Here is a 22,791-nt window from a genome sequence, read left to right as displayed (position 1 = left end):
AGACGACCCGGAGCTCTTTGATCCAACACGGCCAGCGCGCACCAATACCGCCTTTGGTGGCGGCTTGCATTTCTGTGTCGGCGCCCCATTGGCCCGATTGGAGATGCAGATAGCACTGCCAATCCTGTTTGAGCGCTGCCCTAGCCTGAAACTTGCGGCAGATCCGGAGTATAGCAACAGCTATCATTTCCACGGATTGACCCGGTTGATGGTGACCACCTGAGGGCCAAAACTATGGGTCAAGGGGCGCCCTGCGCCCCTACGCAGCAGGGCTCGCCCTTGACGCGGAACCCAATCCCGGAGAACCAAACAGGCGTCTTCAGGGGCGGACCACCCCTTGAAGCACTCCTTTAACCTTCTCTGCCGTCAACTCCGGAACACTAATCCAGCGGCAACATGGTTGTGGATTTGATCTCTTCCATCGACAAAAGCGCAGTCACATTATGCACCCGCACTTCTGAGATCAAAGCCTGATAAAACTTGTCATAGGCACGGGCATTTTGCACCCGCACCTTGAGAATGTAGTCGATATCGCCGGCCAGGCGATGTGCCTCTTGCACCTCGGCGCGGTCACGCAGGGCCTGAAGGAACTTTGCCTGCCATTGCGCCTCATGCTCTGAGGTGCGGATCAAGACAAAGAAACAGGCCTCAAATCCCAGCGCTTCGGCATCCAGCACCATGGTCTGCTGCCCGATCACCCCTGCCTCGCGCAATTTGCGGATCCGATTCCAGACTGGGGTCTTGGAACTGCCCACTTGTTTGGCAATTTCATCCAAAGATTGGCCCGCATCGCGCTGCAGCTCAGCCAAAATTTTCCGATCTGTGGCGTCTATCCGCACTGTCATTCTCTAAATCCTCATCAATCAGGACCATTCTATCCGATCACTTCGCACGGAAGAACGATTTTCCTTATTTGCCGCAGCATATAGCGCTAAGGCGGGAATATTTCCTATATCTAACCTCAAGTCAAACAGCTGCAAAGAGGTCCTCCATGGCCGACAACATGACACACACTGCTTTCGCCACCACTCACACTCTGAGCGGTATGTGTTGCCTTGTCTCTGGCCAGGTGGCTTTTGCGGGCTCTGGCCCGGGCGACCCTGGGCTACTGACCCTCAAAGTGTTGCAAGCCCTGCAAGAGGCTGAGATCATTCTCTACGACCGCCTCGTCAGTGCCGAGGTGCTGGCTCTGGCCGGTCCTGAGGCACTGCTGGAGAACGTCGGCAAAGAGGGCTTTGGCCCACAGATGAGCCAAGACGAGATCTGCGAACGCATGATTGCCCATGCGCTGCGCGGCAAAAAGGTTCTGCGTCTGAAATCCGGCGATCCCACCATCTATGGCCGCCTGGATGAAGAGCTCACCGCCTGCGAAGAGGCCGGGATTGCCTATCAGATCATGCCTGGCATCACTGCCGCCTCGGCGTCCGTTGCCAGCATCGGTCAAAGCCTGACACAGCGCGGGCGCAACACCTCGGTGCGGTTCCTGACCGGCCATGACATGAAGGGCTTTGCCGATCATGACTGGGCCGCCCTGGCGCGCCCCGGCGAGGTTGCAGCCATCTATATGGGCAAGAAATCCGCCCGCTTTGTGCAGGGCCGCCTGATCATGCATGGCGCCGACCGCTTCACCCCGGTCACTGTCATCGAAAACGCCTCCCGCGCCGATGAGCGCGTCCTGGAAACCACATTGGACCGCCTGCCTGCCGATCTGGCTGATGCAGATCTCTCCGGTCCCGCCCTCACCTTCCTTGGGCTCGCCCCGCGCCAAAGCCGGGCCGCCCTCGCTGACCTGAATATGGAGCTTGCATAATGGCCCGCCCCTTTACGCCCAAAGTCATCACCGCCAATGACCTGCTCGAAGGCGATGTGATCTATTTCAAAGCCGACGGCACCTGGACCCGCCATATGGGCGAGGCAGAGCTGATCGTGGATGAGGCCGAGGCGCAGCTGCGTCTGCTCGAGGCCGAAAAACAGGCTCTGACCACCGTCGGTGCCTATCTGGCCGATGCCAAGGCAGGCCCCAATGGCCCGGAGCCGACGCATTTCCGAGAAGAATTCCGCCGCAAAGGCCCTTCCAACTACCAGCACGGCAAACAGGAGGCACTCGCCAATGTATAAGTACAACGCTTTTGACGAGGCCTTCTTGGCCGAACGCAACGCCCAGTTCCGTGCCCAGGTCGAGCGCCGCATCGACGGCTCCCTCACTGAAGATGAGTTCAAGCCGCTGCGCCTGATGAACGGCGTCTATCTGCAGCTGCATGCTTATATGCTGCGGGTTGCAATCCCCTATGGCACGCTGAATTCCGCCCAGATGCGCCAGCTGGCGCTCTTGGCTGAGAAGTGGGACAAGGGCTACGGCCATTTCACCACCCGCCAGAACATCCAGTACAACTGGCCCAAGCTGCGCGACATCCCCGACATGCTGGATGCGCTGGGTGAGGTCGGGCTGCATGCGATCCAGACCTCGGGCAATACCATCCGCAACACCACCGCCGACCATTTCGCCGGTGCCGCTGCCGATGAGCTGACCGATCCGCGCCCCTACGCGGAGCTGATCCGCCAGTGGTCCACTGATCATCCCGAATTCCAATTCCTGGGCCGCAAGTTCAAAATCGGCATTACCGGCAGCCCCAATGACCGCGCCGTGGTCAAGGCCCATGACGTGGGCTTGCGGATGGTGCAGCAGAACGGCGAGATCGGTTTTGAGGTCATCGTCGGTGGCGGCTTGGGTCGCACGCCCATGGTGGGCAAAGTGCTGCGGGACTTCCTACCCAAAGAGGACCTCCTGCCCTATCTAGAAGCCGTGCTGGCGGTTTATAACGTGCTGGGGCGCCGTGACAACAAGTACAAAGCCCGGATCAAGATCACCGTTCAGGAGAACGGTATCGAGAAGTACCGCGAGCTGGTGGAAGAACACTTTGAAGCGCGCCGCAAAGAGTTCGACGGCACCGACCAGCTGCTTTTGGCGGAGATCAAAACCCATTTTGCGGCACCTGCGTTCCGCCAGGGGTCTATTGCGGCCTATAGTGCGGCCTATGATGCGGACCCGGTCTTCCGGGCCTGGGCCGATACCAATTTGGCCGAGCACCGCGACGGCGAACACGCCATCGTAACCGTCTCGATCAAGAAACATGGCGCCACTCCTGGCGACGCGACCGCAGAACAGATGCGGGTGATGGCGGATCTGGCCGAAGAATTTGGCTATGATGAGCTGCGCATCAGCCACCAGCAGAACGTGATCATCCCGCACGTCCATAAATCGGACCTGCCCGCAATCCACGCCCGTCTGAAAGAGCACGAGCTGGCCACCGCCAATATCGGCCTGATCTCCGATATCATCGCCTGCCCCGGCATGGACTACTGCGCTCTGGCAACTGCCCGATCGATCCCTGTCGCACAGGAGCTGGCACAGCGTTTTGATGATCTGAAACTGGAGCATGACATTGGACACCTGCAGATCAAGATCTCTGGCTGCATCAATGCCTGTGGTCACCACCACGTCGCGCATATCGGCATCCTCGGTCTGGACCGTGCGGGCGTCGAAAACTACCAGATCACCCTCGGCGGTGATGCGACAGAGACCGCGGCCATCGGCACCCGGACCGGCCCCGGTTTTGCATATGACGAAATCATCCCCGCGGTAGAGCGCATCGTTCAGACCTATCTGAGCCTGCGCCAGGGCGACGAGGAAACCTTCCTCGAAACCTACCGCCGCCTCGGCATGGAGCCCTTCAAAGCGGCCCTGTATCCCGAGGCTCAGAAAAAGGTGGCGTAGATCATGGTACAGTTTGCCCAAGGTACAACCCCAGAGCAAAACGCAGAGGTTTTTGAAAGCCTCAAAGCCAAAGCTGATGCGTTGAATGCGCGCTTTCGCCATCATTCGGCCACCGCCGTGATGGAAGGCGCCCTCAACGATGCAGGGCACATCGCGCTTGTCTCCAGCTTCGGAGCGGAATCAGTCGTCCTGTTGCATATGGCCGCGGTCATCGACCCGATGGTGCCGGTGATCTTTATCGATACAGAGCTTCTGTTCACCGAGACGCTGATCTATCAGCAGGAGGTGAGCGAGCGTCTGGGCCTGCGCAATGTGCAGATTATTCGCGCCGCCGATATCGCTGAAAAGGACCCCTATGGCGCTCTGCGCTTTAGCGACACCGATGCCTGCTGTGCCCTGCGCAAGACCGCACCGCTGCAGAGGGCTTTGTCGGAATTTGACGGCTGGATCACCGGCCGTAAGCGTTTTCAGGCTGGAACCCGAGCGGCGCTTGAGTTCTTTGAGGTCGAAATGGAGGCCAATGGCCCAACCGGTCGCCTCAAGATCAACCCGTTGGCCCATTGGGCGCCGGAAGATGTACGCGCCTATATGGATGAAAATCGCCTGCCCCGCCATCCGCTGGTCGCCAAGGGCTACCCCTCGATTGGCTGCGCCCCCTGCACCTCGCCGGTGCAGCCCGGTGAAGACCCGCGTGCGGGCCGCTGGCGGGACCAAAGCAAAGAAGAATGCGGCATTCACGTGGTCAATGGCCAATTTGTCCGCACAGGAGCATGAGTGATATGACTGTAATTGTGACTGACGCGGGTTTTGGCCCGGAAACATGGACCGCTGGTTTTGAAGCCGAGACTGTCCTGAACCTCACCTCTGACACTGATCCCGCCAGCCTGGCCGGGCAGATCGCCGGGGTGGAATTGGTCCGCATCGCGTTCCCCAGCTTTGCTGATGGGCGTGGCTTTACCCTGGCGCGCCAGCTGCGTCTCATGGGCTACAACGGTCGCCTGCGGGCCCATGGTCATGTCTTGGCAGATCAATACGCCATGGCACGCCGCACGGGTTTTGATGAGGTGGAGATCAGCGAAGAACTCGCGGCCCGCCAACCACAGGAGCAATGGCTTGCGCGCTCTGCCTGGACCTCCCATAACTACCAAGCCCGCCTGCGCGGCAGCACTGCTGCCTCCTGACGCCAGCTTTTCGACTTCATTGGGATGCCTTTGCCGCAAAGTCACAGCCAAAGTGCTGCGGCTTTGCGCTTTCCGGGCTTTCCCTGACCTGAATCAAAGATTAATCAGAGGTGCCGGTCTTTAACACCGGCAGTGCTATCGATGAACGAGATGACTTCTGTGACCGACACCGCCACCGACCAAAAGCCGGCCAAAGCAGTGCCTACGCTGCCCGACGCCCAAACCGTAACCGAGGTTAAGCACTGGACGGACCGGCTGTTCTCCTTCCGCTGCACGCGTCCGGCCTCCCTGCGCTTTCGCTCCGGCGAATTCGTGATGATCGGCCTGATGAATGATCCAGATCCCAAGACCGGCAAGCAAAAGCCGCTTCTGCGCGCCTATTCCATCGCTTCCCCCTCCTGGGACGAGGAAATGGAGTTCTACTCGATCAAGGTGCAGGATGGCCCGCTGACCTCGAAGCTGCAGCACATCCAGCCCGGCGATGAAATTATCCTGCGTCCCAAACCAGTCGGCACCCTGGTGCATGACGCGCTGGTTCCGGGCAAGCGGATCTGGTTCTTTGCCACCGGCACCGGCTTTGCGCCCTTTGCCTCGCTGCTGCGTGAACCCGAGACCTATGAGAAATTCGACGAGGTGATCATCACTCATACCTGCCGCGAAGCGGGTGAGCTGACCTATGGCCGCGAACTGATCGAGAGCCTGAAGGACGACGAGCTCCTGAACGAGGTGATCGGCGAGGGCTTCTGGAAGAAGATCAAATACTACCCGACCACGACCCGCGAAGAGAGCGCCAAGATGGGCCGCATCACCGATCTGATGCGCTCGGGCGAAGCCTTTGAGGATCTGGGCGTGCCACCGCTGAACCCCGAAAGCGACCGCGCCATGATCTGCGGTAACCTGGCCTTCAACCTGGAGCTCAAGGATCTCTTTGAAAACACCTACAACCTCGAAGAAGGCGCTAACTCCAAGCCTGCGCATTTTGTTGTGGAAAAGGCTTTCCTGGACTGATCGCACAGAGACTTCTGATAAGAAAGCCGGGCCGCATCTGCCCGGCTTTCTTTTTTGTTTGCACATGACATTCGAACAGTATGTCTGCGTGATTCCAGCCTGAATATGGGACAAATTAGCGGAGAGAGCAGGCTGCGTTGCGGTGACAGCGGCCTATTTAGCGCATTTGCTTTCCTTAGGCCTGTTCGGGATGCACTTCAGATTGCGGCGCCTCATCACAGATCTCGTACCAGTCTGGTTTCTCCGCCACATGCTCATGAAACTGAACCTTCAGACCAATATCTTCGTCCAGCGCATTGGCGGCGATGGGGAAGCTGTCTTCTTGCGACAAGATTTCCCCCAATGAGGTGCCACAGGTCATACAGAAACATCTGCCGTATTTGTAAGGCGCCTCTGGCTGGAAAAGGGTCACATTCTCTCTGCCCTGGACCCATCTAAGATCGGCCTGCTTCACAAAGACAATGGTGCTGGCCCCTGCTTTGCGACAACGACTGCAATGGCAGGTTCCCATCATCGATGGCTTGTTTAACAGTTCAAATCGCACAGCGCCGCAATAGCAACTTCCCTTAATCACAATTTTTCTCCTTGCTTGCACCAGGCGGAACATATCGTGAACATATGAAATGAGCAATCAAAATGGAGAGTATTAGGATAAGGCTCAAAAGAAAGAGAGACGCCTCATTTCGGCGCCTCTCCAAGACCTCGAAATCTCCAACAGAGCAGCTCTGATTACAGACCCAAAGCCGTTTTGATCTGCTCCAGAACGCCTCCTAGCAACTCTGGGTTATCCTTTGCCTGGCCCAATGTACCGCGCAGAAGGGTTTTCTTCACATCATCAAGGTTAGATGCATCGATCAACTCGATCACCTTGTCGTAGTTGAAACCCTCCGGCGTCAGGTACTCCGCTACAGCTGTTGCAGCTCCCGCCGCACTTGCCAGAGTGCTCTCACCGGTTTCGGCGACGCTCGTAGCGACTTCAGAAACAGTCTCACTTGTGGCTTCAGCAACTGCGCTAGCAGTATCAGTCGCGGTCTGAGCAGCGGTGCTGGCTACTTCTGTAGCGGTATCAGCTGCTTCCGCAACCACTGAGGATGCGACCTCACCTGCTGTTTCGGCTACATTGGCAGCGGCTTCACCCGCTCCAGTGGCAATACCGCTTGCAGTCTCAAGTGCATTTTCCATCGCTTCTTCAGCAACTTCTTGAACCCTGTCCTGGGCGTCATCCGCCAGTTCCTCTGCGGCGTTTTCAACAGTTTCGGCCGCAGCTTCGGCACTCTCTGTAAGCTCGGTCGCCGCAGTCTCAAGTGCTTCCTCCACCGCTGCCTCTGTAGAAGCCACCTCTTCAACCGACTCTTCCGCAACTTCAGCAGCATTCTCTGCGGGTGCCTCGCTTACATTTGCAGCGGGTTCAGGTGCCAGAGCGGTCTGCTGCCCCTCAAAATACAGATACCCAGCGGCGGCCACTGCTCCCAATCCCAAAATCACAACGATTGGTTTCATTGCATAACTCCATGTCATTTTGCATCACCCAATACCGGGCGTTATGCGCACTGAGGTGAGCTTTGCATGCACCTTTAGCAAGGGGGAAATCCTGAGGCGCGACCTCACAAGCCAAAGCCTGCGCAAATCTAAAGCCCTGTCGGCAAGTCCTGGCGCAGTTGCCCCGCGCACCCTCAAAGTTGCTGTGAAAGCTGTAACTGCAGTTGAATTCACCTGAAACCACTAGTATTCGCGCAACGCCCCCGGAAAACCCCCACTGCAACTCCGGTTGCCGCTTGAAAGCCGACGTTGTTCCGTTTAAGTTCCGGGCTCGAAAACGGCAATCATCAAAGGATTAAAGCCATAGCCCGCAGACCACATAATGCGCCGCCGCAACGAGACACTGGCCCGCGCACCAACGAAAAGATTCGCGCCTCTGAAATCCGCCTGATTGGCGCCGATGGGGAGAATGTCGGAGTCGTTCACCCAGCCAAAGCCATGGATCTGGCTAATGAAGCTGGTCTCGATCTCGTAGAGATCTCGCCGAATGCGAAGCCTCCGGTCTGCAAGATCATGGACTTTGGCAAGTTCAAATACGAACAGCAGAAACGCGAGAGCGAAGCCCGCAAGAAGCAGAAGATCATCGAAGTCAAAGAGGTCAAGTTCCGCCCGAACACCGACACTCACGACTACGAAGTAAAGATGCGGAACGTTTTCAAATTCCTGGAAAACGGCGACAAGGTGAAGGTCACACTGCGCTTCCGCGGCCGCGAAATGGCGCACCAGAACCTGGGCCGGGAACTCCTGGAGCGGGTTGCCGAGGACGTCAAGGAAATCGGCAAGGTTGAAAACATGCCGAAGATGGAAGGCCGTCAGATGATCATGATGATCGGCCCGCTTCCGCAAAAATAGCTCAAGTCGGACTTTGTTTCCGTAAAAGCTTTGCAACGCTTCTCCATATCTTTGGAGGAGCGTTTTTTGTTTTCTCAGCCGCTCCATCTAATGCTGAGTAAATCCTGCATGTTCTTTGGCAAGCAAACTCTGCATCAATCCCGCCTCTTGAGCTTGCGTTAACCTCCTTTTGCTAGGGCTCAATACAGCAACATCATTGGCGGACTTCGATGCAAACTTTAAATGACATTCAAAACAAAGCCTTCATGGCCATTGGACCGGCAAGAATTGCCGCACTCGCGCTCTTGGTACTGAAAGACAAAGAAACCACAGAAGACGCGCAGACAGCACTGAAACTGTCGCAGGATCGTGTAGGCGAAGCGCAAGAGATGTTAGAAAGCAAGCTGCCGGCCATGTTGAAATCCAATCAACATAGCCTCCCAGAAGCCTTGGAGACACAGCGACAAGATTGCATCAAGGCCATGACACCTCTCGTCCAGTCCCTCAAGGTCGACCAACACGAGCAAAGCCGTGATTTTGCAGAACACTGCCTTTATCAGCTGGAGCCTCAGATCTCAAAATTTCTGAAAGAACTGACCTCTCATTTGCTTGAAAGCCAGAAACAGCTGGAGGCCAACCGCCAGGACAAGATGCTGCAAGCCATTACCAGCGCCGAAGCGGCGGGCAAGAATATTCAGCTCATCGCTTTCAATGCCTCTATTGAAGCGGCCCGCATTGGGGAACTTGGCAAAGGCTTTACTGTTATTGCCTCTGAAATCCGCGACCTTGCGGGCAAGACGCAAGGCATCCTCGACAATATTGCCAGCCTTCTAAAAAAGTAACGTATATCACCAGCCGAAAACACAAATGGTCCTGCCGCATAGCATGCGACAAGACCATTTCTCTTTGTTGGGCCGTTTCAAACAGCCGAGACAGCACGCTTGGTCAACACCCCAACCAGATGAGCGCGATAGGCTTTGCTTCCATGAATGTCAGCCATCATTCCCTCTGCATCCAGTGCAAGCCCCTCCAGCGCAGCTGCGCTGAAATTGCTATTCAAAGCCACTTCGGCCTCATCCCAACGGAAGGCTCCCTCCTCTGAGGCTCCGGTCACGCCGACGCGCACCCCATCAGCATATTTGGCAACAAACACCCCAACCAATGCAAAACGGGAGGCGGGCTGAACGAACTTCTGGTAATTTGCGCCCTCGGGAATTTCACAACGTACCGATGTGATGATCTCCCCTTCTTCCAGAGCAGTCTCAAACAGGCCTTGGAAATAATCGTCGCCCGCAATCTCTCGATTGTTAGTCACGATGGTGGATTTCAGTGCCAGCATTGCGGCCGGGTAGTCCGCGGCGGGATCGTTATTGGCCAGGCTGCCGCCAATGGTGCCGCGGTTGCGCACCGCCGGATCGCCAATCTGCCCGGCCAATGCCGCCAGCGGCGGGCAGGCCTCGGCCGCTACCTCTGCATGGGTTGCGCCGCCGCCGATTGTCAGCATCCCGTCGGCGATAGAAACCCCCTTCATTTCGGCGATGCCTGCAAGGCTCACCAGTTTCGAGGGCATAGCCAGACGCTGTTTCAGCGTCGGGATCAGGGTCTGGCCGCCGCCCAGCGCCTGGGCCTCCTCTTCTGCCAAGGCTGCAACCGCTTCGGCGATGCTTGAGGGGTTTTCAAACTCGAAATTATACATTCCGTTTTCCTTTCCAGAACTGGCCCGGCCAGCTCCTTCATCTTTCTAAACAATATCCCGGGGGTGCGGGGGCTGGCCCCCGCCCTTCCCTCTCAGCCTTGCATCGCGGCCCAAACCCGCGATGGGCTTAAGGGCATATCCACATGGGTCACATCCTTGCCCGCGGATTGCAGCGCATCGACAACCGCATTGACCACCGCAGGCGGGGAGCCGATGGCGCCGGCCTCGCCGCAGCCCTTTACGCCCAAGGGGTTATGGGTGCAGGGGGTCTGGCAGGAATGATCCACCTGATAGAAAGGCAGATCATCAGCGCGCGGCATGGCATAGTCCATGAAGGAGGCCGACAGGAGCTGCCCGTCGTCATTATAGACCGCCGCTTCCAGCAGCGCCTGGCCAATGCCCTGGCCTAGCCCGCCATGGACCTGACCGTCCACAATCATCGGGTTGACGATATTGCCAAAGTCATCCGCCGCCGCAAAACGCTCGATGCTGACCTTGCCGGTATCCGGATCCACCTCAACCTCGCAGGCATAGGCGCCTGCGGGATAGGTGAAGTTGGCCGGATCATAAAAGGCGGTCTCCTCCAGGCCCGGCTCGATCTCTTCCAGCGGGTAGTTATGCGGCACATAGGCCGCCAGGGTTACATCGCCCCAAGCCACGGATTTATCCGTGCCCGCAACCGAGAACTGCCCATCCTTCAGCTCGATGTCGGCCTCAGCGGCTTCCATCAGATGGGCAGCGATCTTCTTGGTCTTGGCGATAATCTTTTCTGTGGCGCGCACCATGGCAGAACCGCCCACTGCCAGCGAGCGGGACCCATAGGTACCCATGCCCATCGGCGTATTGGCGGTATCGCCATGGACGATCTCCACCATGCTCTCGTCGATACCGATCATCTCAGCAATCACCTGCGGGAAAGAGGTCTCATGCCCCTGCCCGTGGCTGTGGCTGCCGGTCATCACCACCAGCCCGCCGGTAGCATTGACCCTGACGGTCGCACTTTCATAAAGCCCCGCGCGCGCACCGAGCTGTCCAACCAGGTTCGAAGGTGCAATGCCGCAGGCCTCGATATAGCAGTTCACCCCCAGGCCGCGAAGTTTGCCCTTGGCTTCGCTCTCGGCCCGCCTCGCGGCAAAGCCCGCAAGATCGGCGATCTCCTCCAGCTTATCCATGGTGGCGTTGTAGTCACCGGTATCATATTCCACCGCCACCGGGGTGGCATAGGGGAACTCGGTGATAAAGTTCTGGCGGCGCAGGGCAATGGGATCAACACCCAGTTCCCGCGCGGCCTTGTCAATGACCCGCTCCAGCTGGAAAGTGGCTTCAGGCCGACCCGCGCCACGGTAGGCATCCACCGGAACAGTGTTAGTGAAGACGGCCTTCACGTTCACATAGATCAGAGGGGTCCTATAGTTCCCAGCCATCAGCGTGCCATGCAGCCAGGTCGGAACCGAGGGCGCGAAGGTCGAGAGATAGGCCCCCATATTGGCATGGGTATCGGTGCGCAGCGCGGTGAAGTTATTCGCCGCATCCAGTGCAAGTTCAATCTTGGTCACATGGTCGCGACCATGGGCATCACTGACAAAGGCTTCCGAGCGGCTCGAAGTCCATTTGACCGGCCGATTGACCGCCTTTGCCGCAAAGGTGCAAAAAGCCTCTTCCGCGTAATGGAAGATCTTGGAACCAAAGCCCCCGCCCACATCCGGCGCAATCACGCGCAGCTTGTGCTCAGGGATCCCCAGCACAAAGGCCCCCATCAGCAGGCGGATCACATGCGGGTTCTGTGAAGTGGTATAAAGCGTGCTGTCGCCAGTGGCGCGGTTGAAATCACCCACCGCCACACGTGGTTCCATCGGGTTGGCCACAAGGCGGTTGTTGACCAGCTCCAGCGTTGTCACATGGGCGGCATTGGCAAAGGCCTCGTCCACCGCGCCTTTGTTTTCCTCAACAAAGCCCCAGTCGTAGCAAAGGTTTGAGGTGAGATCGTCATGCACCTTGGTGGAGCCTTCAGCGAGTGCCGCTTTCATGTCGACAACGGCGGGCAGCTCTTCAATGTCAAGCTCGATCGCTTCGGCTGCATTGCGAGCCTGATCGGGCGTTTCTGCCACCACAGCTGCAATCGCCTCCCCAACGTGTCGTACTTTACCCTGAGCCAGAACCGGGTGGGCGGGCTCTTGCATCACCTCACCATGACGGTCCGTCACCTGCCAGCCGCAGGGTATGCCTCCAACCCCTTCAAAGTCCACGCCTGTGAAAATGCGAACAACGCCGGGCATTTCAGCAGCGATCGAAGTATCAACCCCGTTCAGCTTACCATGGGCCATATCCGAGCGCAGAAAATGCACATAGGCTTGGCCATTCAGATTGATGTCATCTGTATAATTCCCGGTTCCGGTCAGGAACCTTGCATCCTCGCGCCGCTTGGGGCTGGCGCCAATACCACTATCTTTTGGCATGTCTCAAATCTCCTCCCTGGAGTGTGCCTCCGCTTGGGGCGCACCTCTTGGTTATGCTTTTGACAATTGCCGGGGCCGCGCCTCCCTCTGGCGGCCCAGGAGGCGGGCGTTATTCTGCTGCGATGGCAGAGGCATCCTGTCCGGATGCGGCCAAGATCGCCTTGACGATGTTATGATAGCCGGTACAGCGGCAGAGGTTCCCTTCAAGGTACTCTCGGATCTCCTGCTCGCTGGGCTTGGGATTGTCCTTCAGCAGAGCCGCTGCGGACATCACCATCCCCGGCGTGCAGAAACCACATTGAAGCCCGTGATGATCCTGGAAGGCCTGCTGGATCACATTCAGCGTACCATCAGGGGCGGCCTGACCTTCGATGGTGGCAACCTCAGCGCCTTCGGCCTCAGCGGCCAACATGGTGCAGGATTTCACCGCAACCCCATTCACATGGACAACACAGGCGCCGCACTGGCTGGTGTCGCAGCCCACATGGGTTCCCGTCAGCCCCAGTTCCTCACGCAGGAAAGACGACAACAGCGTGCGCCCCTCTGCCTCTCCGCTCGCGGCTTTGCCGTTCACGGTCATCGAGACCTTGGTCATGTATTCCTCCCGTTTAGCTTGTTTTTTTCTGGCTAATGAGAGTTAAACACGGGAAGAGCTCTACGCGAACCCCTTTGGACGCTGGGTCACAAACAATTTTACCGGTTGGCAAAAAATGGCTCTCCTCTCAGAGAAGGACCTCCAAATCAGGACAATTTGACCCTAGCCTGCAGCCACACTGCACAAATGGGAGGCGATCTCTTGGCTGCCCCTAGCTATCTCTCGGCATGGGGCGCGTGGGAATCTCTTTAAGCAACCCGCCGACACCCATGGCAGCAATATCCCCTCCGGTCAGATCCAAGCCGCACAAAACCCTTTCCAGCACCCAATCGGCGCCATTCAAAGCAGGGGAACGCGCACATCCAGGCAAACCGATGACAGGCTTCTCACCCAGATTGCCCAAGAATAGCAGGTTGCCAGGATCAACCGGCATACCAAAGCGCGTGATCCTGCCACCAGCAAGGTGCAGCGCCTCTGGTGCAACATCTCGTGCATCTGAAGTAGCTGAGCCGGTCAGAACAAGCAGCACCTCTCCCGGTGCCTTTTGAAGCGCTGCAGACAAGTCTTCCTCGCGATGTGGGACAATCTGTCGGGAGGTCAGCTCTAGCCCCATTCGGTGTAGGCGCCCAGCCATGGCACGCCGCCCCTTGTTCGACGGCATCTCTTCGTTGACCTGCGTTTCGATCAGTGTGGCCGTTCTGAATACTGGTGGCAGTACTTTGACCGCTTCGCCCCCCTTTTGTGCAGCAGCTTGCAAAAGTTCTGAGGCAACCGCGTAGGAAATTATCTTTATGGTGGCGATCATTCCCCCTTCGTCTACGCGATACCAGGGCGGAACAGTCGCAATAGTGATCATAGGGTCAACAGCATTCAGCGCTTCGATACATGCAACATCCAGGCAGGTTATCCCGCAACAATCCGCATAGAGATTTACCCGGCCTGCACCCGCATCAGAGATACGTACGCGTTGCCGAGCTTCGTCCGGCACCAATGCCCGCGCCAGGAATAATGCAGCTTCGTTTTCTTGAACGTCCTCAGCTTCGATTTCCGCAACCGTTACAACCTCATGCCCGACCGCGATCAAATCCTCCAAGTGGCGACGTGTAAGTTCCGTTCCCTTTGGGATCCTATAGGGAGTCCCTATCTCCTCAGCCGAACGCGATGCCTTGATCGAATGGGCCAGAATCGTTCCAAGTGCCTCACGAACAGGGCGCTTGCCGAATTTCATGTCTGTTTCCCACGCAGCACGGCTGTCATCTCTGCCAGGATAGCAACCGCAATTTCCGATGGGCCTGAGGCACCCAGATCAAGGCCAATAGGTCCGTGAATTCGCTGTAACTGCGCCTCCGAGCTTCCGCTGGCCCGCAATCGGTCCAGCCGCTTGGCATGCGTGCGTTTTGAGCCCAGTGCGCCAAAATAAAAGCAATCCCGGTCAAGCGCCGCAATCAGGGCGGGATCATCGAGTTTTGGGTCATGGGTAAGCAACACAAGTGCAGTGCGGTGATCCAGGCCCAAAGTCGTAACAGCCTCATCTGGCCAATCCTCCAAGAGAGTGACTCCCGGAAACCGCTCTGGGGTGGCAAAGGCTGCCCGGGGATCGATCACATAGGGATCATATCCCGCGATCTGCGCCATCGGAACCAAGGACTGAGCAATATGGACCGCTCCAACAATGACCAAACGCAGAGGCGGATTATGGACGGCAACAAAGGTCTCTCCATCGTCTTCAAACCCTGAACGATCAGAACGGAGGCGTTCGGGATAACCATCCTTCAACAAGCGTGCGCGCCCTGAAGCAAGATTGATCTCATAAGTAACGGCTTGGCGCGATTGCTGCGCTGCAACCAGCTCTTCCAGAACGCAGAGAGGCAAAGCTGATCCAACCGGTTCCACCAGAATGCGAATTGTACCACCACAGGCCAGGCCAACAGCAAAGGCATCGCCATCGCTCACGCCAAATTCCAACACACGGGACAGGCCCTCTTTCAGGGCCTCCTGCGCTTCTAGCACAACCGCGCCTTCGACACAGCCTCCCGAAACCGAGCCTTCAATTCGCCCGTCACCACTGACCACCAGCTGAGCGCCAGTACGGCGTGGGGCGGACCCCCAGGTCTCGATCACGGTTGCCAGAACAGCGCCATGCCCTTCGCGATGCCAGCGCAGTGCAGTGCTCGCCGCGCTCTCCCAGATGGCTGTTTTCTCGACCATACCCCCTCCAAGGTTGTTCAACTGTCTCAACCTTGCCCTTCAGGCACAGGGTTTCAAGGCGCAAAACCGTGAGATTTACAAAACACCCCAGCATCAGCAGGTACGCCAGGAAGCAAGGGCCGTTCCCGAGTTTGAGGGAACACCGGGTTATTCAGCCTCTTGCACCCGACCAACCGAGGGGTTCAAACGCTCCGCAAGCGCAAAGGCAATCACGATAGAAACCAAGCCTTAGAGGACGCCCAAGAGATCACCAAGCGTTTCGATCAGGCTTTCGGTTTTGGCGCCTGGAATAACCCCTAGGGTCGTCTTACCCCAAATTTTTTATCGAGAACGCCACTCGCCTTCCAGACGGCGTCAGTCAGGAAGTAGGCGCGCACATTCTCTAGTAAATCGGCATTTGGTCTCTCCAGAATACACTCCGAAAATGAGGCTTAAACACCCTGCCAGGACAGATGTTCGATCAAAATCGAATAAAATCAGGTATTGGATTTTGCATTGTGAGCGAGGGATAAATCAAAGAAACAAATGAGGAAGACAGGATTACAGCAATGCCATCAACCGCTCGTGTTCACCCTTGTCTTTTTGTTGTGCAAAGGCCTCTGCCAGATCTTCCAGAGAGGCAATTGTATGCCCCGCACGAAAACTGTCAACATGAGGCAACATCGCCCGGATCCCTTGCGCTTTGGGGGCAAACTCTCCCCAACGCAGAAGTGGGTTAAGCCATATGAGTCGACGGGCAGAGAGGTGGAGGCGCTGCATCTCATGGCTCAGAGTATCAGGGTCATCACGATCCAACCCGTCAGTGATCAATAGGACGACAGCCCCCTGCCCCAGAACACGGCGGGACCAATCCCGGTTAAACTCATGCAGACAGGCTCCGATCCGGGTTCCACCCTCCCAATCCTGGGCCTCCGCCCCTGCAGCGGCCAGGGCCGCGTCAACATCTCGGGTTGCCAAATGCCGGGTGATATTGGTGAGGCGGGTGCCAAAGGTGAACCCATATACCCGCGCCCAGCCCTGTCCCTTGGAATTGGCAACCGCATGCAGAAAATGCAGTACCATTCGGCTGTATTGACTCATCGAGCCGGAGATATCGCAAAGAACCACCAGGTTGGGCCAGCGCTTGCGGCGCTCTGCCTTGGCAATGGAGCAGATTTCGCCACCGTTACGGCTCGCTAAACGCATCGTGCGCCGCCAATCAGCCCTGGCTCCTTGCACCGCGGGTTGCAGGCGGCGCGTGATCAATGGGGAAACAGGCAGTGTCATTTTAGCCAGGACCCGTTTGGCAGCAGCGACTTCTTCGGTGCTCATCTGCTCAAAATCCAGGTTCCGCAACCGCTCTTCCGAAGACATAGTCAGGCTGGCGTCCAGCTCTATCTCCGAGCCCTCTTCAGCCATCTCTGGTGGCTCCGCCGCCTGATTTGCCCCATCCAACAGGGCCTCGGCCGCGCGTTTTTCCGCAGGTTTCGCAGCCCGCTCCTCCTGAACCCCGCGAATGGCGGGCAGCATTGCTGCCATCATATGTTCCAAAAACCTCGGATCGCGCCAGTAAAGCCGGAACACCTGGGCAAAAACCCTTCTGTGCTCGGGCCGGGAGACAAAACAGGCATGCAAAGCCCAATAGAAATCCTGCCGGCTGGAGAACCCCGCCGCTGCGACCGCCCGGATGGCATCAGTGACCCGCCCGGGGCCAACGGGCAGCCCAGCCCGCCGCAGCGCCCGCGCAAAATGCGTGATATTCTGCACCAGTTTCGGATCTTCCGGCAATTCCAGTGTTGGAAGCTCAGGCATCAACTGCCCCCTTCATGGCAAGGGCATGGACCTGGTGCGCATTCATGGTCCCTGTAAAACCTGGGCCGCCTCTTCCAGATCCCAGGGCTGGCGGTCTCGATAGGCCGAAACAATTCTGATCGTGCTGGTCAGCTCGCCATTGAACCATTCCAACTCCTCGGCAGGCACCCAAAGTTCGCGGTGTTCGCGCCCTCCGGCCTCTTCAACCGGATAGCGCCGCGCCGCAGCCTCAGAGATGGTGAATTCCGTCACAAACCCCATATTGTCCGGCGCGGGCAGGACTGAGTTCCAGTCCCTTGCGATCTTCTCAGCATAGCCGAAAGTGGTGACCGGATAGAAAATCGGCTGATCCGGAAGCCGGGGCGGCCAGGACGCCCAGCCGCTGTCGCGAACCAGAACCAGCTCTTTCAGCCCAGTCGGGCGAAACAATTTCATGTAGCCTCCAATCCGCTTCTAACCCTGTCCAGAATGCGTTTGGCCTCTGAACCCTGCAGCCGGGCGATGTCATCCTGGTATTTCAGCACGGCCCCCAGTGTGTCTGCGATCACCTCTGGCGAGAGATTGATCACATCCAAGGCCAGCAGGCAATTGGCCCAATCGATCGCCTCCGCGACACCCGGGCGCTTGAACAGATCTTCAGTACGCAATTCTTGCACAAAGGCCACAACCTCGCGGCTCAGCTCCTTAGAGACATCCGGGGCGCGGGCCTGAAGGATGGCCAACTCCCGCTCAAAATCCGGATAGTCGACCCAATGATAGAGGCAGCGCCGCTTCAGGGCATCATGCACTTCGCGGGTGCGGTTAGAGGTCAGAACCACGATGGGGGGTTCCGGTGCCTTGATGGTGCCCAGCTCCGGTATCGTGACCTGAAAATCCGAAAGCGCCTCTAACAGAAAAGCCTCAAAGGGTTCATCCGTGCGGTCCAGCTCATCAATCAGCAGAACAGGCGCTCCATTTTCATCGGGACGCATCGCCTCTAGCAGCGGACGTTCTATGAGGAAATCTTCTGAAAACAGCTCTGCCTGCAGATCGCGACGGTCTGCACTACCGGCGGCCTCAGCGGTGCGGATTGCCACCATCTGCGCCGCAAAATTCCATTCATAAACGGCACTGGAAGTATCCAGCCCTTCGTAGCATTGCAATCGGATCAGGCGCCGCCCCAGGGCAACGGCCAGCGCTTTGGCGATCTCCGTCTTGCCAACACCGGCCTCCCCCTCCAGGAACAGGGGGCGCCCCAGCCGAAGTGAGAGGAAAACCACCGTTGCCAGATCACGGCCACAGACATAGCCTTGCTCGTTAAGCATCGTCTGCACGTGATCTATCGACTGTATGGTCTGCATCAGCATTCTCCCTCTGCGTGCCCAGAGATGGCCACGCCCAGGAGCTAGGGTCAAGCAAGAGCAGACTATCGTTACGTCTCTTTGGCAACACAAACCTATGCGCTCGAACCCGAAGTGGCTGGAAGATTGACCTGCGCGCCCTGCAATGCAAAACTCAGGTTCAAAGAGAATGCGCCATAAAAACAGGTGCGACGAGGCAGAGCAGATAGACCCATGAACCAGCGATTGACTGGCACCGGCAGGTTCTGGCCCGGTGCAAGATGCTATTGCAGAGGTGCATCATGCGCATCACGGCCGTAACCTGCGTCAAGAACGAAGGCCCTTTCCTGCTGGAGTGGATCGCCTTCAACCGATTGCTCGGTGTGACGGATTTCCTGTTCTATTCGAACGATTGCACAGATGGCACAGCCGAGCTGCTCGACGCTTTGGCCTCACGCGGCCTGCTGACCCATTTGCCCAATCCCGCCCAAGGGCGGAATTACCAGATGGAGGCGTTAAAAGTCGCCCGGCAGCACCCCCTGATTCAGAAGGCAGATTGGGCCTGGGTCGCGGATGTAGATGAATTTTTGAACATTCACGTTGGGGACCATAGTATCCCTGCCCTGATAGAGGCCTGTGGTGATCCTCAGGCAATCTCGGTGAACTTTCAGTTTTTTGCCAATGATGGGGTGGAGCGTTTTGAGGATCAGCCGGTGATCAGCCAGTTCACCCACTCCCACAATCCAGACATCTGGTGTGATGAAACCGCGATTGAGGTCAAAACCCTCGTCCGGCAGGACTTTCCTTTGCAATATTACGGCGCGCACCGCCCTTTCTTTAAGAAATCCATACCAAAATCGGAGTATCCGCGCTGGAGTGACGGTTCCGGGCGCGCTGTGCAGCACCGCTTTTTGGTTGCAGCCAACCCGCGCCGGATCCGCAAATTTCCTGCACAGGGAAGCCGCGATTTTGCAACGCTGAACCACTATGCCCTACGCTCACTTGATAGCTATTTGGTCAAAAACGATAGGGGCGACGTGAACCGCGAAAATCGTGCCTTTGACGACAGCTATTGGCGAGAACGCAACGATCCAGCCTATCAAGACCTCTCGATAGCGCGATATCTGCCCGCGCTGACTGAGGCCCTCAAAGCGCTTAAATCAGATCCTGAAATTGCCGAACTGCACCGCAATGCAGTGCGTTTACACCGAGAAAAACGCGACATTCTTTTGGAGCACCCCAGCTATCAGGACATGCGCGATAAACTGCGCCAGGCCTCCACCCTCCCACCACAGGAAGAAGCATTTCTGGCAGAAATGGGGCTTTCAAAATGAGACTACACCCATGACACTGAAGGTCATAAATCTGGGCCTGCCAAAGTCCGGCACCACCACCTTGAACAAGGCGCTCACGCAGGCTGGGTATCAAGTGGCGGATCACCGCTTGAAAGAGCGTGAGGAAGATCGCCCCGGAAAGCGCCGGGTCTTTGTGGGTGGGCTGCTCTACAAGGGGCTCTATGAACAAGGCGACCCAATGGCCTTCATGCGAGAATATGATGCCATCTCTGAAATCAGCTTTATACATGGAAAATTTTCGGTCTGGCCGCAGTTTGATTTTGCCCTCTTGCAGGCCTTCAAAAACCTTTACCCAGAGGTGAAATTCATCGCCACGCGACGTGATGCGGCTAGTCATTCCAAATCAATCATGGCCTGGAACAACCTGGGCACCACTCGGCTGCCTGCCAGTACAGTGCCCGGTCTGCCTATCGGATATGGCAAAACAGAAGAGCAACAAGTGCGTTGGATCAATGGCCATTATGATGCCTTGAAGCATTGGTTTCGCGATGACCCGGATTTCCTGGAAATCAATGTCGCAGATCCCGAAGCACGCGAGAAGGTCAGTGCCCACCTCGGGCGTGATCTGCCCTGGTGGGGCAAGGCAAACGTAAACCGGAAGGCACAAAACGGATAATGCGGATCTATCTTCATATCGGGCTGGAGCATGCCGGAGCAGAGCGTTTGCAAAAACTGCTGATCAAAAAGCGCGACAAGCTGCAACGCAATGGTGTGTTGTTCCCACGCGCGCCTGGAGCAAGCAACCACACCCGTCTGTTCATGGCCGTCACGGATCCCGAACATATCGACCCGCTTCGCTACAATCGCGGTTATATCTCCGAAGGAAAACAGGCCAAACTCTATCGAGAGCTTAGCGAGGAACTGCAACAGGAAGTGGCCCAGGCCAAACCAGATGTGATGATCCTTTCCGCCTCTCAACTTGGAGCCAAGCTGCACCGCAAAAGTGAGTTGGAGCGGTTGAAAGCCCTGCTTTCCCCCCATTCGCATGATATTATTCCGGTCGCCCATATTGATGAGCCAGCTCATGCTTTGGCGTGGAACTACAGCAGCCAGATTCTGGAAGGGCGGGATCGCACTCTTTCACAGGAACTATCTCTCGTAGGAGCAGAAAACTGGTGGCAGGATTGCCTAAACACGCTCCCCCGGATTGCGCCGCAAGCGGGTCAGTTCGAGGAAACACAAGGCGCGCCGTTCTGGCTGGACTACTCTGCCCTCGAACAGCACTGGAATGCGGTCTTTGGCGCAGGAGCCCTGCGGTTTCGCCCCTATCACGAAGCCACCTTTTACGGGGATGGTTTACCTTTAGAAGTTCAGAAGACCTTTGATCTGTCTGTGCCCTTGGGCAAAATTCCCAACGGTCAGCCGCCAGCGCTGCCCTCTGCGGTTTGGCTGGCGCGTTGTCGACACCTCAACCAGCTCTTGCTGCAATTACTCAGCACGCGCAGATTCATCCTGCCGCGCCAGCTTTGGCGCAGTTTTCACAAAGAGATCTTTCGCCCCGGCGCAGGGTTTGATCCCAAGATGCTCCAGCCTATCGCCGCCTATTTCTTGCCTGCAAATACGGCCCTGGCCCAACGCCATCCGGCGCTGGCAGGCTCGGACCGCCTTCTCGACCATGGGTTGGGCGACACACCACTCCCCTTATCAGAGCCGGATCTAGAGAGTGGCTTCCGGGCCTCACAATACCTGATGACCTTCATGCAGCGCATCAAAAAGGCCAGCAGAGGGGAGATGAAATCCAAAGGGGCAGACCTTGGTATCGGAAAGTCAAACCTTCAAGCAGAAGAGAGGGCAACCCCACCTCCTCCCGGCAAAGACGTAAGCAAACTGCTTCCTCCAGCAGCTGTGCAGAATTATGAAACGCTGATCAATTCAGCCCTTCGCCCCCACAACAATCTCGGCGCTGGGGGTGAGGATCAGCCGCGCCCTGATTACTCAGCTATTCCTTCGCGCGTTCTGCCCAAGGGGAGCAGCGGTAATGTCATTGTCGGCTGCATGAAGAACGAAGCCCCCTATATTTTGGAATGGGTCGCCTATCACAGAGCAATGGGTGTCGATAACTTCCTCATCTACACTAATGGCTGTGAGGATGGCACCAGTGAACTGCTGGATCGATTGCAGGAGCTTGGTATTCTGCAGCATCGCAACAATGATAATTGGAAGGGCAACTCACCGCAGCAATATGCGTTGAACCAATCGCTGAAAGAACCACTGATCAAAAATGCCGATTGGATCATCCATATCGATGTGGATGAGTTCATCAATGTGCGCTGCGGAAATGGCACTTTGCAGGATTTTTTAGCGCGCGTGCCTGACGCCACAAATATCGCGATGACCTGGCGCCTATTTGGTCACAATGGGGTCACCCGGTTGGCAGATCGCTTTGTCATTGAACAATTTGACACCTGCGCGCCGAAACACTGCCCTAAACCTCATACGGTTTGGGGATATAAAACTATGTCCAAGAACATTGGCGCATATCAGAAAATCAGCTGCCACCGCCCCAACAAACTCCTGGAGGAAAAGCGCGCTGAGGTGAAATGGGTCAACGGGTCCGGCAAAGACATGACCCAAGAGGCGGTAGACAACGGTTGGCGCAGCTCCCGAAAATCCATTGGTTACGACCTATTGCAGCTCAATCATTATGCGCTACGTTCTGCAGAAAGCTATCTGGTAAAGCGTCAGCGTGGGCGCGCCTTGCATGTGGACCGCTCCATAGGCATCAACTACTGGATCCGTATGGATTGGGGCGATCACAAGGATCTGACTATCCTTCGCAACCTGCCCAGAATGCGCACAGAGTTTGAACGTCTGTTAGAAGATGCCTCTCTCAAAAAATGGCATAAGGCAGGTCTCGACTGGCATCTCGCCAAAGCGGCTGAATTGCATGGCATGGATGAGTTCGAGAGCCTCTACCAAAAGGCACTGACGATCAAGTTGAACGCCGCTGAACGCACGGCCTATGCATTGGCCTTGGATGTGGAGAGTTGACCCATGGGTGAAACATCAAAAGCCGATAGGTATCTTTGGTGCAGAG

The 22,791-nt window shown here is 56.9% G+C and carries 23 protein-coding genes; 12 read left to right on the top strand and 11 right to left on the bottom strand.

The genetic code is table 11. The features are described 5' to 3' along the window. The coding region (locus RSK20926_RS17405; protein ID WP_008208725.1) for a cytochrome P450 at positions 1–223 on the top strand (223 nt) is incomplete at its 5' end. Positions 224–380: 157 nt separating this feature from the next. Here RSK20926_RS17405 and RSK20926_RS17400 read toward each other — a convergent pair. Continuing rightward, positions 381–845 (bottom strand): Lrp/AsnC family transcriptional regulator, encoded by a 465-nt coding sequence (locus RSK20926_RS17400; protein ID WP_008208723.1) that lies wholly within the window; start codon positions 843–845, stop codon positions 381–383. A gap of 158 nt (positions 846–1,003) precedes the next feature. Between RSK20926_RS17400 and cobA the strand changes: the two genes are divergently transcribed. The 6 genes from cobA to RSK20926_RS17370 all read left to right on the top strand — a co-directional run bounded on the left by cobA (position 1,004) and on the right by RSK20926_RS17370 (position 5,964). Beyond that, the gene (cobA, locus tag RSK20926_RS17395; RefSeq protein ID WP_050773115.1) at positions 1,004–1,810 is read left to right on the top strand and encodes a uroporphyrinogen-III C-methyltransferase; all 807 of its coding nucleotides are present in this window, start codon (positions 1,004–1,006) and stop codon (positions 1,808–1,810) included. Next, the gene (locus RSK20926_RS17390; protein WP_008208719.1) at positions 1,810–2,118 is read left to right on the top strand and encodes a DUF2849 domain-containing protein; all 309 of its coding nucleotides are present in this window, start codon (positions 1,810–1,812) and stop codon (positions 2,116–2,118) included. Before cobA ends, RSK20926_RS17390 begins: the two co-directional genes overlap by 1 nt. Then, complete coding sequence (locus RSK20926_RS17385) at positions 2,111–3,775, top strand: nitrite/sulfite reductase (protein ID WP_008208717.1); 1,665 nt, start codon at positions 2,111–2,113, stop codon at positions 3,773–3,775. The genes RSK20926_RS17390 and RSK20926_RS17385 overlap by 8 nt, the downstream gene beginning before the upstream one ends. Before the next feature lie 3 nt (positions 3,776–3,778). Further along, positions 3,779–4,549, top strand: coding sequence for a phosphoadenylyl-sulfate reductase (locus RSK20926_RS17380; protein ID WP_008208715.1), 771 nt, complete (start codon positions 3,779–3,781; stop codon positions 4,547–4,549). A 5-nt stretch (positions 4,550–4,554) separates the two neighbouring features. Next, entirely contained in the window at positions 4,555–4,956 is a 402-nt protein-coding gene (locus RSK20926_RS17375; RefSeq protein ID WP_037255617.1) for a DUF934 domain-containing protein, read from the top strand. A gap of 141 nt (positions 4,957–5,097) precedes the next feature. Continuing rightward, entirely contained in the window at positions 5,098–5,964 is an 867-nt protein-coding gene (locus RSK20926_RS17370) for a ferredoxin--NADP reductase (RefSeq protein ID WP_008208713.1), read from the top strand. A gap of 175 nt (positions 5,965–6,139) precedes the next feature. Here RSK20926_RS17370 and RSK20926_RS17365 read toward each other — a convergent pair whose 3' ends face one another. Together RSK20926_RS17365 and RSK20926_RS17360 are read right to left on the bottom strand one after the other, a co-directional pair. Then, a complete protein-coding gene (locus RSK20926_RS17365) occupies positions 6,140–6,475 on the bottom strand; it encodes a GFA family protein (RefSeq protein ID WP_232281923.1) in 336 nt (111 codons plus the stop codon). Positions 6,476–6,693: 218 nt separating this feature from the next. Beyond that, complete coding sequence (locus RSK20926_RS17360; protein ID WP_008208711.1) at positions 6,694–7,464, bottom strand: hypothetical protein; 771 nt, start codon at positions 7,462–7,464, stop codon at positions 6,694–6,696. Positions 7,465–7,752: 288 nt separating this feature from the next. Between RSK20926_RS17360 and infC the strand changes: the two genes are divergently transcribed. Continuing rightward, positions 7,753–8,355 carry a translation initiation factor IF-3 gene (gene infC, locus RSK20926_RS17355; RefSeq protein WP_008208707.1) on the top strand — a complete coding sequence of 201 codons (603 nt, stop codon included), beginning with the start codon at positions 7,753–7,755 and terminating at the stop codon, positions 8,353–8,355. A gap of 209 nt (positions 8,356–8,564) precedes the next feature. Continuing rightward, positions 8,565–9,176 (top strand): methyl-accepting chemotaxis protein, encoded by a 612-nt coding sequence (locus RSK20926_RS23375; protein WP_008208706.1) that lies wholly within the window; start codon positions 8,565–8,567, stop codon positions 9,174–9,176. 77 nt (positions 9,177–9,253) lie between these two features. Here the strand turns inward: RSK20926_RS23375 and RSK20926_RS17345 are convergent, their stop codons facing one another. The 8 genes from RSK20926_RS17345 to RSK20926_RS17310 all read right to left on the bottom strand — a co-directional run bounded on the left by RSK20926_RS17345 (position 9,254) and on the right by RSK20926_RS17310 (position 18,420). Next, positions 9,254–10,030, bottom strand: a complete 777-nt coding sequence (locus RSK20926_RS17345; protein WP_008208705.1) for an FAD binding domain-containing protein — start codon at positions 10,028–10,030, stop codon at positions 9,254–9,256. Between the two features lie 92 nt (positions 10,031–10,122). Continuing rightward, positions 10,123–12,486: a xanthine dehydrogenase family protein molybdopterin-binding subunit gene (locus tag RSK20926_RS17340; protein ID WP_008208704.1), complete on the bottom strand. Its 2,364-nt coding sequence runs from the start codon at positions 12,484–12,486 to the stop codon at positions 10,123–10,125. Positions 12,487–12,595: 109 nt separating this feature from the next. Continuing rightward, the gene (locus tag RSK20926_RS17335; protein ID WP_008208703.1) at positions 12,596–13,081 is read right to left on the bottom strand and encodes a (2Fe-2S)-binding protein; all 486 of its coding nucleotides are present in this window, start codon (positions 13,079–13,081) and stop codon (positions 12,596–12,598) included. A 211-nt stretch (positions 13,082–13,292) separates the two neighbouring features. Continuing rightward, positions 13,293–14,309 carry a molybdopterin-binding protein gene (locus RSK20926_RS17330; protein WP_008208702.1) on the bottom strand — a complete coding sequence of 339 codons (1,017 nt, stop codon included), beginning with the start codon at positions 14,307–14,309 and terminating at the stop codon, positions 13,293–13,295. Continuing rightward, positions 14,306–15,289 (bottom strand): XdhC family protein, encoded by a 984-nt coding sequence (locus RSK20926_RS17325; RefSeq protein WP_008208700.1) that lies wholly within the window; start codon positions 15,287–15,289, stop codon positions 14,306–14,308. Before RSK20926_RS17325 ends, RSK20926_RS17330 begins: the two co-directional genes overlap by 4 nt. 540 nt (positions 15,290–15,829) lie before the next feature. Then, complete coding sequence (locus RSK20926_RS17320; protein ID WP_008208698.1) at positions 15,830–17,080, bottom strand: vWA domain-containing protein; 1,251 nt, start codon at positions 17,078–17,080, stop codon at positions 15,830–15,832. 42 nt (positions 17,081–17,122) lie between these two features. Continuing rightward, a complete protein-coding gene (locus RSK20926_RS17315; protein ID WP_008208697.1) occupies positions 17,123–17,515 on the bottom strand; it encodes a hypothetical protein in 393 nt (130 codons plus the stop codon). Then, positions 17,512–18,420 (bottom strand): AAA family ATPase, encoded by a 909-nt coding sequence (locus tag RSK20926_RS17310; protein WP_037255613.1) that lies wholly within the window; start codon positions 18,418–18,420, stop codon positions 17,512–17,514. The genes RSK20926_RS17315 and RSK20926_RS17310 overlap by 4 nt, the downstream gene beginning before the upstream one ends. Before the next feature lie 281 nt (positions 18,421–18,701). Between RSK20926_RS17310 and RSK20926_RS17305 the strand changes: the two genes are divergently transcribed. Genes RSK20926_RS17305 through RSK20926_RS17295 form a run of 3 tightly spaced genes read left to right on the top strand, consistent with a single transcriptional unit; the run spans position 18,702 to position 22,745 of the window. Beyond that, positions 18,702–19,733, top strand: a complete 1,032-nt coding sequence (locus tag RSK20926_RS17305) for a glycosyltransferase family 2 protein (RefSeq protein WP_008208695.1) — start codon at positions 18,702–18,704, stop codon at positions 19,731–19,733. 10 nt (positions 19,734–19,743) lie between these two features. Continuing rightward, positions 19,744–20,370 (top strand): sulfotransferase, encoded by a 627-nt coding sequence (locus RSK20926_RS17300; protein ID WP_008208694.1) that lies wholly within the window; start codon positions 19,744–19,746, stop codon positions 20,368–20,370. Beyond that, entirely contained in the window at positions 20,370–22,745 is a 2,376-nt protein-coding gene (locus tag RSK20926_RS17295; protein ID WP_008208693.1) for a glycosyltransferase family 2 protein, read from the top strand. Before RSK20926_RS17300 ends, RSK20926_RS17295 begins: the two co-directional genes overlap by 1 nt. Positions 22,746–22,791: the final 46 nt, after the last annotated feature.

Source organism: Roseobacter sp. SK209-2-6, assembly GCF_000169455.1.
Taxonomy (GTDB): domain Bacteria; phylum Pseudomonadota; class Alphaproteobacteria; order Rhodobacterales; family Rhodobacteraceae; genus Pseudophaeobacter.
The sequence above is the reverse complement of the archived record's forward strand: the minus strand, read 5'-3'. Positions and strand labels throughout refer to the sequence as shown.

What these genes read in the sequence shown, in the direction of transcription:
- RSK20926_RS17360 (WP_008208711.1), bottom strand. Translation starts at nt 7,464, where the DNA reads ATGAAACCAATCGTTGTGATTTTGGGATTGGGAGCAGTGGCCGCCGCT.
- RSK20926_RS17295 (WP_008208693.1), top strand. Translation starts at nt 20,370, where the DNA reads ATGCGGATCTATCTTCATATCGGGCTGGAGCATGCCGGAGCAGAGCGT.
- RSK20926_RS17300 (WP_008208694.1), top strand. Translation starts at nt 19,744, where the DNA reads ATGACACTGAAGGTCATAAATCTGGGCCTGCCAAAGTCCGGCACCACC.
- RSK20926_RS17345 (WP_008208705.1), bottom strand. Translation starts at nt 10,030, where the DNA reads ATGTATAATTTCGAGTTTGAAAACCCCTCAAGCATCGCCGAAGCGGTT.
- RSK20926_RS17325 (WP_008208700.1), bottom strand. Translation starts at nt 15,289, where the DNA reads ATGGTCGAGAAAACAGCCATCTGGGAGAGCGCGGCGAGCACTGCACTG.
- RSK20926_RS17315 (WP_008208697.1), bottom strand. Translation starts at nt 17,515, where the DNA reads ATGAAATTGTTTCGCCCGACTGGGCTGAAAGAGCTGGTTCTGGTTCGC.
- cobA (WP_050773115.1), top strand. Translation starts at nt 1,004, where the DNA reads ATGACACACACTGCTTTCGCCACCACTCACACTCTGAGCGGTATGTGT.
- RSK20926_RS17330 (WP_008208702.1), bottom strand. Translation starts at nt 14,309, where the DNA reads ATGAAATTCGGCAAGCGCCCTGTTCGTGAGGCACTTGGAACGATTCTG.
- RSK20926_RS17370 (WP_008208713.1), top strand. Translation starts at nt 5,098, where the DNA reads ATGAACGAGATGACTTCTGTGACCGACACCGCCACCGACCAAAAGCCG.
- RSK20926_RS17385 (WP_008208717.1), top strand. Translation starts at nt 2,111, where the DNA reads ATGTATAAGTACAACGCTTTTGACGAGGCCTTCTTGGCCGAACGCAAC.
- RSK20926_RS17380 (WP_008208715.1), top strand. Translation starts at nt 3,779, where the DNA reads ATGGTACAGTTTGCCCAAGGTACAACCCCAGAGCAAAACGCAGAGGTT.
- RSK20926_RS17365 (WP_232281923.1), bottom strand. Translation starts at nt 6,475, where the DNA reads ATGGGAACCTGCCATTGCAGTCGTTGTCGCAAAGCAGGGGCCAGCACC.
- RSK20926_RS23375 (WP_008208706.1), top strand. Translation starts at nt 8,565, where the DNA reads ATGCAAACTTTAAATGACATTCAAAACAAAGCCTTCATGGCCATTGGA.
- RSK20926_RS17400 (WP_008208723.1), bottom strand. Translation starts at nt 845, where the DNA reads ATGACAGTGCGGATAGACGCCACAGATCGGAAAATTTTGGCTGAGCTG.
- RSK20926_RS17340 (WP_008208704.1), bottom strand. Translation starts at nt 12,486, where the DNA reads ATGCCAAAAGATAGTGGTATTGGCGCCAGCCCCAAGCGGCGCGAGGAT.
- RSK20926_RS17375 (WP_037255617.1), top strand. Translation starts at nt 4,555, where the DNA reads ATGACTGTAATTGTGACTGACGCGGGTTTTGGCCCGGAAACATGGACC.
- RSK20926_RS17390 (WP_008208719.1), top strand. Translation starts at nt 1,810, where the DNA reads ATGGCCCGCCCCTTTACGCCCAAAGTCATCACCGCCAATGACCTGCTC.
- RSK20926_RS17320 (WP_008208698.1), bottom strand. Translation starts at nt 17,080, where the DNA reads ATGCCTGAGCTTCCAACACTGGAATTGCCGGAAGATCCGAAACTGGTG.
- RSK20926_RS17310 (WP_037255613.1), bottom strand. Translation starts at nt 18,420, where the DNA reads ATGCAGACCATACAGTCGATAGATCACGTGCAGACGATGCTTAACGAG.
- RSK20926_RS17335 (WP_008208703.1), bottom strand. Translation starts at nt 13,081, where the DNA reads ATGACCAAGGTCTCGATGACCGTGAACGGCAAAGCCGCGAGCGGAGAG.
- RSK20926_RS17305 (WP_008208695.1), top strand. Translation starts at nt 18,702, where the DNA reads ATGCGCATCACGGCCGTAACCTGCGTCAAGAACGAAGGCCCTTTCCTG.